A 7,038-nucleotide genomic window follows, 5' to 3' on the forward strand; every position below is an offset into this window, starting at 1 on the left:
TGGAAGCGCTCGAAGATGCCGCCCTTCATGTCCATGAACAGCCGGTATGCGGTGTAGGCGATGCCTGAGGCGATCGTGATGAGCAGGATGCCGGGTAGTAGGTAGTTCACATACGAGACCGGCCCGGTCTTGATCGCGCCGCCGAAGACGTAGACGAACAGCAGCATCATGGCGATGGGCATGACCGCGGTCGTGATGATGGTGTCCGCGCTGCGTGTGATGTGGCGCAGGGACCGTCCCAGCAGGACGGTGGTGTCGCCGAAGAAATGCTTGCTCATCGTTGTTTCCTTACGCGTGTGTGCCGGCGTTGTGGTCATGGCCGGCGTCGCCGTCCTTGCCGTTGTCGCCGACGAGGGTGAGGAAGACGTCCTCGAGGGTCGGCTGCTTTTCGACGTATTCGACCTTGGCGGGCGGGAGCAGTTGCTTGAGCTCGTCCAGGGTGCCGTTGACGATGATGCGGCCCTCGTGGAGGATCGCGATCCGGTCGGCGAGTTGTTCGGCCTCGTCCAGGTACTGGGTGGTGAGCAGCACCGTCGTGCCCTGGGCGGCCAGTTCCTTGACGGCCTGCCACACCTCGATGCGTGCCTGGGGGTCGAGCCCGGTGGTGGGCTCGTCGAGGAAGATGACCGGCGGGTTGCCGATCAGGCTCATCGCGATGTCGAGGCGGCGGCGCATGCCGCCCGAATACGTCGACACCTTCCGCGCGCCCGCGTCGGTCAGCGAGAAACGCTCGAGCAGGTCATCGGCGATCTTGCCCGGATTCTTGAGGTGCCTCAACCGGGCGACCAGCACGAGGTTCTCCCGCCCGCTGAGGATTTCGTCGACGGCGGCGAACTGCCCGGTGAGGCTGATCGACTCGCGCACCTTCGCCGGTTGCGTGGCGACGTCCAAGCCGTTGACGCTGGCTGTCCCGGCGTCGGCCTTGAGCAGCGTGGAAAGGATCTTCACGACCGTGGTCTTGCCCGCCCCGTTCGAGCCGAGCAGCGCGAAAATGCTGCCCCGCGCCACGGTGAAGTCCACGCCGCGCAGCACCTGCAACTCCTTGTACGACTTCTCCAGGCCCTGCACCTGGATCGCCCGGGCTTGCTGTGTCGTCATCAGACGGCCCCCTCTTCTTCTCCAGCGGCGCGCTCGATGGCGTTGATCAGCCGTTGCCGCTCCCGGAGTCTCCACTGACCCGCCGGGTAGCTCCGAACGAAATCCTCGATGAACTCCACGGGGTCCTCCCCGACGATCTCGCGGATCGGGGTCTTGTCCGCCGCGCTCTGCTCGAACAGGTAGAGGAGGTCCTCGTACATCGAAAGCCAGCCGGTGCCGTCCCCCCACCCGAACTGCATCAGGTACCGCTCCAGCGCCTCGACCGCTGTGCGATAGGTCGCGGGAAGCTGTCGGATGCGCTCCTTGTACTGCCGGTAGCGCTTCTTGTCCTCGAGCGACCCTGTGACCTTTTCGATCCATCCTGAGGTCATGTCTAATTTCCTCCTTTGCGGAGCTGTTCGAGCCGTTCGGCGAGGAAGCTCCAGGTCCTCCAGAACTCTTCGAGATACTCCCGCCCCTGAGAATTGAGCGAGTACACCTTGCGCGGCGGCCCCTTCTCGGACGGGACCTTCTCCACGTTGACGAGGCCGCGCTGCTCGATCCTGACGAGCAGCGCGTAGATAGTGCCCTCGGCGATGTCGGAGAAGCCCTGATCCCGCAGCCACGCCGTGATCTCGTAGCCGTACGCGGGCCGGCCGGACAGGATTGCGAGGACGATGCCCTCCAGCGTGCCCTTGAGCATCTCCGTCACCTGCTTGCCCATGGAACACCCCCCTCAGCTACTCATTGTTGCTAACTACTGGTACATAGTAACGCTGAATAGCGTTGACGCAAGCTCCCCGTGGCGGCGGGAGGTGTCGGCTCTTGCCACCTAAAGGCGCGAACGGCGGGAACCGCCAGGCCATCAGCGGCTTCAAGGCCCTCCGGCCGACTCCGCAACCACGTGATCAACAGGACCTGGGCCCGCAATCGCTGAACCGTTCATGGCATCCACCATCGCCGACCGCTCTGATACCGGGCCGTTGCCGTGCTGACATGGCCGCTGACACGACACCGCATCAGACCTGATCTCCGCCGGTTGCGCCGTTGTCAGCTCATATCCGAAGGCCGAGGAAGCACCCTCCCGAGGCGTCGATGACCTGCCCGGTCACCTAGCGACCGGCCTCGGAGGCCAGGAAGGCGACCACGTCGGCGATGTCGGCGGGCTGGCCGGCCCGGGGATGGCGTTGCCGCTGCCCACCATCTGCTGGACTTCGGGGTTGTCGAGCATCCAGGGGTTCATGTCGGTGACGGTCGGGCCGGGCGCCACGGCGTTGACGGTGATGCCTCGCGCGCCGACGGTCTGGGCCAGGGACCGGCTGAGCACCTCGACGGGACCTTGCTCCTTCGCCGGGTCATCGTCGTGCCCCGGCGAAGGATGATGGCGGCATTGTTGACCAGGATGTCCAGCCGTACCTGGCCGGCCAGGGCTGCGACGCCCTGTCCCGGCCGGACTACTGGATGGACGGCTACACCCGACTCACACCCGTTCGGGGCACCGGATCGAACGCGGCCCCGTGGTACGGAACGCCGAGGAGATCCTCACCCTGACCAGTACAGGGAGGCCGTCAGCCTCTTCCCCACCCACATGAGCGCTATTGGAGCCGGCCCGACATCGCCTACCTGCCCGTCCGGGACATCGACGCCCTGCCGTATGCCCTGGTGTGGCGTACCGAGACCGAGAACGACCGCATCCGGGCCCTCGCCCGGGTCGCCGCCGACATCGGCACCCTTGCCGCCTGACCCGCGCATCCTGGGACCTCATTCCGTTGAAGGCGGCCCTGTGTACGGCACCGTCATGAGCATCGTGACGGCGGCGGTAGCGATGAGCACGGCCTACCGATGAGCGGCCCCCAACTGAACGGGTCGGCCAGGTCAGTGGTCGGGCGCCCGCTACGGACGTCCTCGATCATCCGCGACAACAGGGCCATCTCCAGGTCGAGAACGGCCTCCTTGATCGGGAGGTTCTCGTTTCGCTCCGGCTCAGGGTCGATGGCGTTTTCGGCATTGAGCGCTTCAGCGATTTCCGGCTCAGGGGGATCGGCCTCTTGCGGCGTGGCGGTGCTCTCCGCTGATTGAACGGTCTCCTTGGCCTTTCCGGGAGCGACCACGATGACCTTCTGGGTGATCCTGCACACCGGGGTTCGCCTGCAGAGAGCGTTCTGAACGCTGGTAGTCCCGCCGGGAGTGCTGGTCGAAGTGTGCTGGTTGCCCTGGTTGTTGGTAGGACTTTCCACGGAGATCGTCTTGCTGTTCACGGATCCGCCATCGGCATCTGAATCGATGTCGAGGCTCTTCGCCTTGTGCTTCGGCTGGACGCTCGATGTGGTCGCATCCGCCGAAAGTGGCGTGAGGCACCCCATGAATATCGTCGAAGCGAACGCGCAGGCCAGAAAATATGATCTGACTGCTCTGCCGTGATGCTGACAAATCATTCTTTTGTCGCCCTATGCTAATAAGGGGTATGGAGTCATTTGCCAGCATACTGACCGGCGGAGTGTTGATCTGTACTCGACACTCCACGGCCAGGTTATTACCAAGCCATTATCAGGCGAAGGCACTAATACGGGCGAGCGCCGAGTTGGCAGGTCCGACTCCGGCGGCGTCAGGCGGGTAATCGGTCAGTAACCTATTCTCTGGGAGATCTTGCAGGTCCAGGCCCTTCTCTTGCAGAAGGCGGCCTGCGTTTTTGTCCTGCTGCTGATGGAAACCGATATCTGCTGTGCGCCATGCATGATGGTGGGGCTCTTCACCGCCACGTAGTTCTTGTTGTGCTTGCCGTTTCCCCAGTTCGGGGGCCCCTGGATCGCCATTGCATGTGCAGGTGCCGACGACATCGCGATGATCCCCGGTACGACCACCGCCAGCGTGAACAGCATCATCCGCCGTACACCGACGGGCCTGTTCTCGGTGACGTGACGAGTCATTTCGCGGCGCACCCTCCTGCTGGCGGTCGGTGGGACCGCTCTGCTTATTTGAACATGAGCGACGTCAGAAGCTATACCCGCGAAGGAGTGCGGATCTCAATCCGGCTGATCCCCTGATTGGAGTATTACTCGCTGTTTGCGGTAAAAAGACAAGGGAATTCAGACCGGCGACGGCTTCATTTCGAATGGAAGTAGCCTTCGACTGCGCACCGCCGCTCTTGGTCGCGCTGTTCGCGCCGCCGACGGTCTTGGTGACCAGGCCGACTGCGGCCGACAGCCAGGCCAGCGCGAAGGCGCACGTCTTTGAGGTCGAAGCGTTCGAGCAACTCTCCGGCCCTGGTGCGCCGTTCTGCCGCGGGCAGGTGCAGCACGGCAGCGCGCGACCCTCGGCAGGGCAGCCCGAGGTGGCCGAATCCCGGGGGGCCACGGGCAAGCAGCACAGATCCGCTTCTGGTCTGGCGGGCGGTTTCTCCATTGGGAAGAGGATGGTGTTGCTGCAATGGACGACCCGGTCTCAAGGACGCGTATGAATTCCGGGCAAAGCCGTCAGGATCGCGTAGAAATGCTGTCCGCCCGGAGCGGCGCTGCCCGATAGTGGGGTTGCGGTACTCAGGAGGACACATGGCAGCACGTACCGGCGACCTCGTCGAACCACCGGATACCGGTCGGCACTTCAGCCAGGGCATGGAGCAGTTCCACCATCCGCGGCCGGTGTGCAACGGGTCCGAGCCGACTCCGCAGCGTCGGCGGCTCCTCGCAGGGCTGAGCGGGCAGGTCCTGGAGATCGGGGCCGGCGACGGGGTGAAACTCAGCTGTTACCCGTCGAGCGTGGACGAGATCGTGCTGGTGGAGCCGGATCCCTTCCTGCGGGCGGCGGCTAAGAACGTGGCCGCACGCGTCTCGACTCCCGTCCAGATCGTCGACGGGAGTCTGCGGCACTTGCCGGTCGAGGACGCGTCCTGCGAGGCTGTCGTGTGCTCGCTGGTGTTGTGCTGCGCGTCACGGGTGCACGAAACGCTGGAGGAGGTCCGGCGAATCCTGGTACCCGGTGGTGAATTGCGGTTCTACGAGCACCAGCGCTCCGCCAATCTGGTGGTGACGCTGGCGGAGAGCCTGGTGTCTCCGCTCTGGTCGCGAGCCGCCGGAGGTTGCCGTCCCACCCGTGACACTGTGGCCGCCATCCAGGAGGCGGGATTTGTCATCGAGAGTTTGGACCGGTTCGCGTTCTGCCACTTCAACCACGTTGTAGGGGTCGCCAGGCCGAGTTGAGGCCTGGCGTGGGGAACGTGTCAGTGGAGCCAGCGAGGATGTAGCGAGTCGTCCTTCGGGTCATGGCGCACCAGCTCGTTGTACCAGAGGAGGGCGACGCCGCCCACCCAGGCCACGATGAGATTCGCGATCCCCGGCACGACGAGCGACACGATCACGAAGACGACCGCCCACGTGCCGAGGATGACCAGATCGAGTGTCCGTCCGCTCATACCTCGAATATCTCTCGCCGCCGTGAGCGGGAATAGGGCTCATGACGTGTCTTGACGCGAACACATCGCGTGCACGCCCTTGCCATGAGGAGTTCAGGGAGTGAAGCGGTAGCCCATGCCCGGTTCGGTGATCAGGTGGAGGGGGCGGGCGGGGTCGCGTTCGAGTTTGCGGCGGAGCTGGGCCATGTACTGGCGCAGGTAGTGGGTCTCCTTGACGTGTTTGCTGCCCCATACCTCGGTCAGCAGGTAGCGCTGGGGGATGAGCTTGCCGGGGTTTCGGAGCAGGATCTCCAGGATGTGCCACTCGGTGGGAGTGAGCCGCACGCCGCCTGAGATCGTCTTGCCGACCAGGTCGACCTTGTGGTCGCCGATCTGGATGCTGGCGAGCTCGGACTCGTGAATGGCGGCGCGGCGGGAGACGGCGCGGACGCGGGCGAGAAACTCCTCGATGCTGAACGGTTTCGTCACGTAGTCGTCGGCTCCGGCGTCCAGAGCGTCGATCTTGTCCTGGTTGCCGGCCCGGCCGGACAGCACGACGATGGGGATCCGGGTCCAGCCGCGCAGGCCGTGGATGACGTCGACGCCGTCGATGTCGGGCAGCCCGAGGTCGAGCACGACGAGGTCGGGGTGCCACTCGGCGGCCTGGCGCAGTGCGGTGGAGCCGTCCGCGGCGACCGCGACCTCGTACTGGCGGGCGACCAGGTTGATGCGCAGCGCGCGCAGGATCTGCGGTTCGTCGTCGACGACGAGGATCTTGGTCATGCTGTCATCGCCTGTGATGAGATGGGCATCTGGACGGTCATGGTGAGACCTCCCCCTGGTGTCTCTTCGGGTACGAGCGCGCCGCCCATGGCCTCGGTCAGGCCGCGGGAGAGCGCGAGCCCGAGGCCCACGCCGGTGCCGTTGTCGCGGTCGCCGAGCCGCTGGAAGGGCAGGAAGACGCGGTCGTAGTATTCGAGCGGGATTCCGGGGCCGCGGTCGATGACGCGGATCTCGACCTGGTCGTCGTGCCAGCTGGCGGTGATGAGCACCTTCTGGTCGGCTGGGCTGTAGCGGACGGCGTTGGTCATCAGGTTGACCAGGACGCGTTCAAGCAGCGCGGGGTCGGCGACGATCTCGGGGAGTTCGACGGAGATGTCGCCCTCGATGTGGTCGCGGAGGCTCCCGAGGTCGTCGACGGCGCGGGGGACCACCTCCTCCAGGGCGACGGGCTGGAGCGACAGGCCGAGCACTCCCGCTTGCAGGCGGCTCATGTCGAGCAGGTTCTCCACCAGCCGGTCGAGGCGGTTCAGCGACTGGTGTGCGGTGTCGAGCAGTTCGTCGCGATCCTCGGGCGACCACTCGACCTCCTTGCTGCGCAGGCTCTCGACGGAGGCCTTGGCGGCGGCCAGCGGGGTGCGCAGGTCGTGGCTGACGGCGGCGAGCAGGGCAGTGCGCATCTTGTCGGCTTCGGCCAGGGGTTTGGCCTGCTCGGCCTCCTCCTGCAGGCGTTCCTGCCGGAGCGCGACGGCGGCTTCGGCGGCGAACGCCTCCAGGACGCGCCGGTCGCTGGC

At 65.3% G+C, this 7,038-nt stretch carries 10 protein-coding genes and 1 pseudogene; 1 reads left to right on the plus strand and 10 read right to left on the minus strand.

Annotation, left to right across the window (positions count from 1 at the left end):
* From AB0J09_RS50855 to AB0J09_RS50885, 7 genes and pseudogenes are all read right to left on the minus strand, one after another.
* Positions 1-278: pseudogene (locus AB0J09_RS50855) on the minus strand (ABC transporter permease); the annotation flags it as partial.
* Positions 279-288: 10 nt separating this feature from the next.
* A complete protein-coding gene (locus AB0J09_RS50860; protein ID WP_360708628.1) occupies positions 289-1,098 on the minus strand; it encodes an ATP-binding cassette domain-containing protein in 810 nt (269 codons plus the stop codon).
* Positions 1,098-1,469, minus strand: coding sequence for a DUF1048 domain-containing protein (locus AB0J09_RS50865; protein ID WP_360708631.1), 372 nt, complete (start codon positions 1,467-1,469; stop codon positions 1,098-1,100). The genes AB0J09_RS50860 and AB0J09_RS50865 overlap by 1 nt, the downstream gene beginning before the upstream one ends.
* A gap of 2 nt (positions 1,470-1,471) precedes the next feature.
* A complete protein-coding gene (locus tag AB0J09_RS50870) occupies positions 1,472-1,801 on the minus strand; it encodes a PadR family transcriptional regulator (RefSeq protein WP_360708634.1) in 330 nt (109 codons plus the stop codon).
* A gap of 384 nt (positions 1,802-2,185) precedes the next feature.
* Positions 2,186-2,404, minus strand: coding sequence for an SDR family oxidoreductase (locus AB0J09_RS50875; protein WP_360708636.1), 219 nt, complete (start codon positions 2,402-2,404; stop codon positions 2,186-2,188).
* 469 nt (positions 2,405-2,873) lie between these two features.
* Positions 2,874-3,440 carry a hypothetical protein gene (locus tag AB0J09_RS50880; RefSeq protein ID WP_360708639.1) on the minus strand — a complete coding sequence of 189 codons (567 nt, stop codon included), beginning with the start codon at positions 3,438-3,440 and terminating at the stop codon, positions 2,874-2,876.
* 258 nt (positions 3,441-3,698) lie between these two features.
* Positions 3,699-4,004, minus strand: a complete 306-nt coding sequence (locus AB0J09_RS50885; RefSeq protein WP_360708641.1) for a hypothetical protein — start codon at positions 4,002-4,004, stop codon at positions 3,699-3,701.
* A gap of 621 nt (positions 4,005-4,625) precedes the next feature.
* Here AB0J09_RS50885 and AB0J09_RS50890 point away from each other — a divergent pair.
* Positions 4,626-5,273: a class I SAM-dependent methyltransferase gene (locus tag AB0J09_RS50890; protein WP_360708644.1), complete on the plus strand. Its 648-nt coding sequence runs from the start codon at positions 4,626-4,628 to the stop codon at positions 5,271-5,273.
* A 20-nt stretch (positions 5,274-5,293) separates the two neighbouring features.
* Here the strand turns inward: AB0J09_RS50890 and AB0J09_RS50895 are convergent, their stop codons facing one another.
* The 3 genes from AB0J09_RS50895 to AB0J09_RS50905 all read right to left on the minus strand — a co-directional run.
* The gene (locus tag AB0J09_RS50895) at positions 5,294-5,485 is read right to left on the minus strand and encodes a hypothetical protein (RefSeq protein ID WP_360708647.1); all 192 of its coding nucleotides are present in this window, start codon (positions 5,483-5,485) and stop codon (positions 5,294-5,296) included.
* Between the two features lie 93 nt (positions 5,486-5,578).
* A complete protein-coding gene (locus tag AB0J09_RS50900; RefSeq protein WP_360708650.1) occupies positions 5,579-6,247 on the minus strand; it encodes a response regulator in 669 nt (222 codons plus the stop codon).
* Positions 6,244-7,038 (minus strand): ATP-binding protein (locus tag AB0J09_RS50905; RefSeq protein ID WP_360708652.1); only part of this gene is annotated, 795 nt, incomplete at its 5' end. The genes AB0J09_RS50905 and AB0J09_RS50900, both read right to left, overlap by 4 nt.

The organism is Nonomuraea sp. NPDC049784, assembly GCF_040659615.1.
In the GTDB taxonomy this organism is placed as follows: domain Bacteria; phylum Actinomycetota; class Actinomycetes; order Streptosporangiales; family Streptosporangiaceae; genus Nonomuraea.

Coding starts and splice junctions, on each gene's coding strand:
- AB0J09_RS50860 (WP_360708628.1), bottom strand. CDS start 1,098: ATGACGACACAGCAAGCCCGGGCGATCCAGGTGCAGGGCCTGGAGAAG.
- AB0J09_RS50865 (WP_360708631.1), bottom strand. CDS start 1,469: ATGACCTCAGGATGGATCGAAAAGGTCACAGGGTCGCTCGAGGACAAG.
- AB0J09_RS50870 (WP_360708634.1), bottom strand. CDS start 1,801: ATGGGCAAGCAGGTGACGGAGATGCTCAAGGGCACGCTGGAGGGCATC.
- AB0J09_RS50880 (WP_360708639.1), bottom strand. CDS start 3,440: ATGGGGTGCCTCACGCCACTTTCGGCGGATGCGACCACATCGAGCGTC.
- AB0J09_RS50885 (WP_360708641.1), bottom strand. CDS start 4,004: ATGACTCGTCACGTCACCGAGAACAGGCCCGTCGGTGTACGGCGGATG.
- AB0J09_RS50890 (WP_360708644.1), top strand. CDS start 4,626: ATGGCAGCACGTACCGGCGACCTCGTCGAACCACCGGATACCGGTCGG.
- AB0J09_RS50895 (WP_360708647.1), bottom strand. CDS start 5,485: ATGAGCGGACGGACACTCGATCTGGTCATCCTCGGCACGTGGGCGGTC.
- AB0J09_RS50900 (WP_360708650.1), bottom strand. CDS start 6,247: ATGACCAAGATCCTCGTCGTCGACGACGAACCGCAGATCCTGCGCGCG.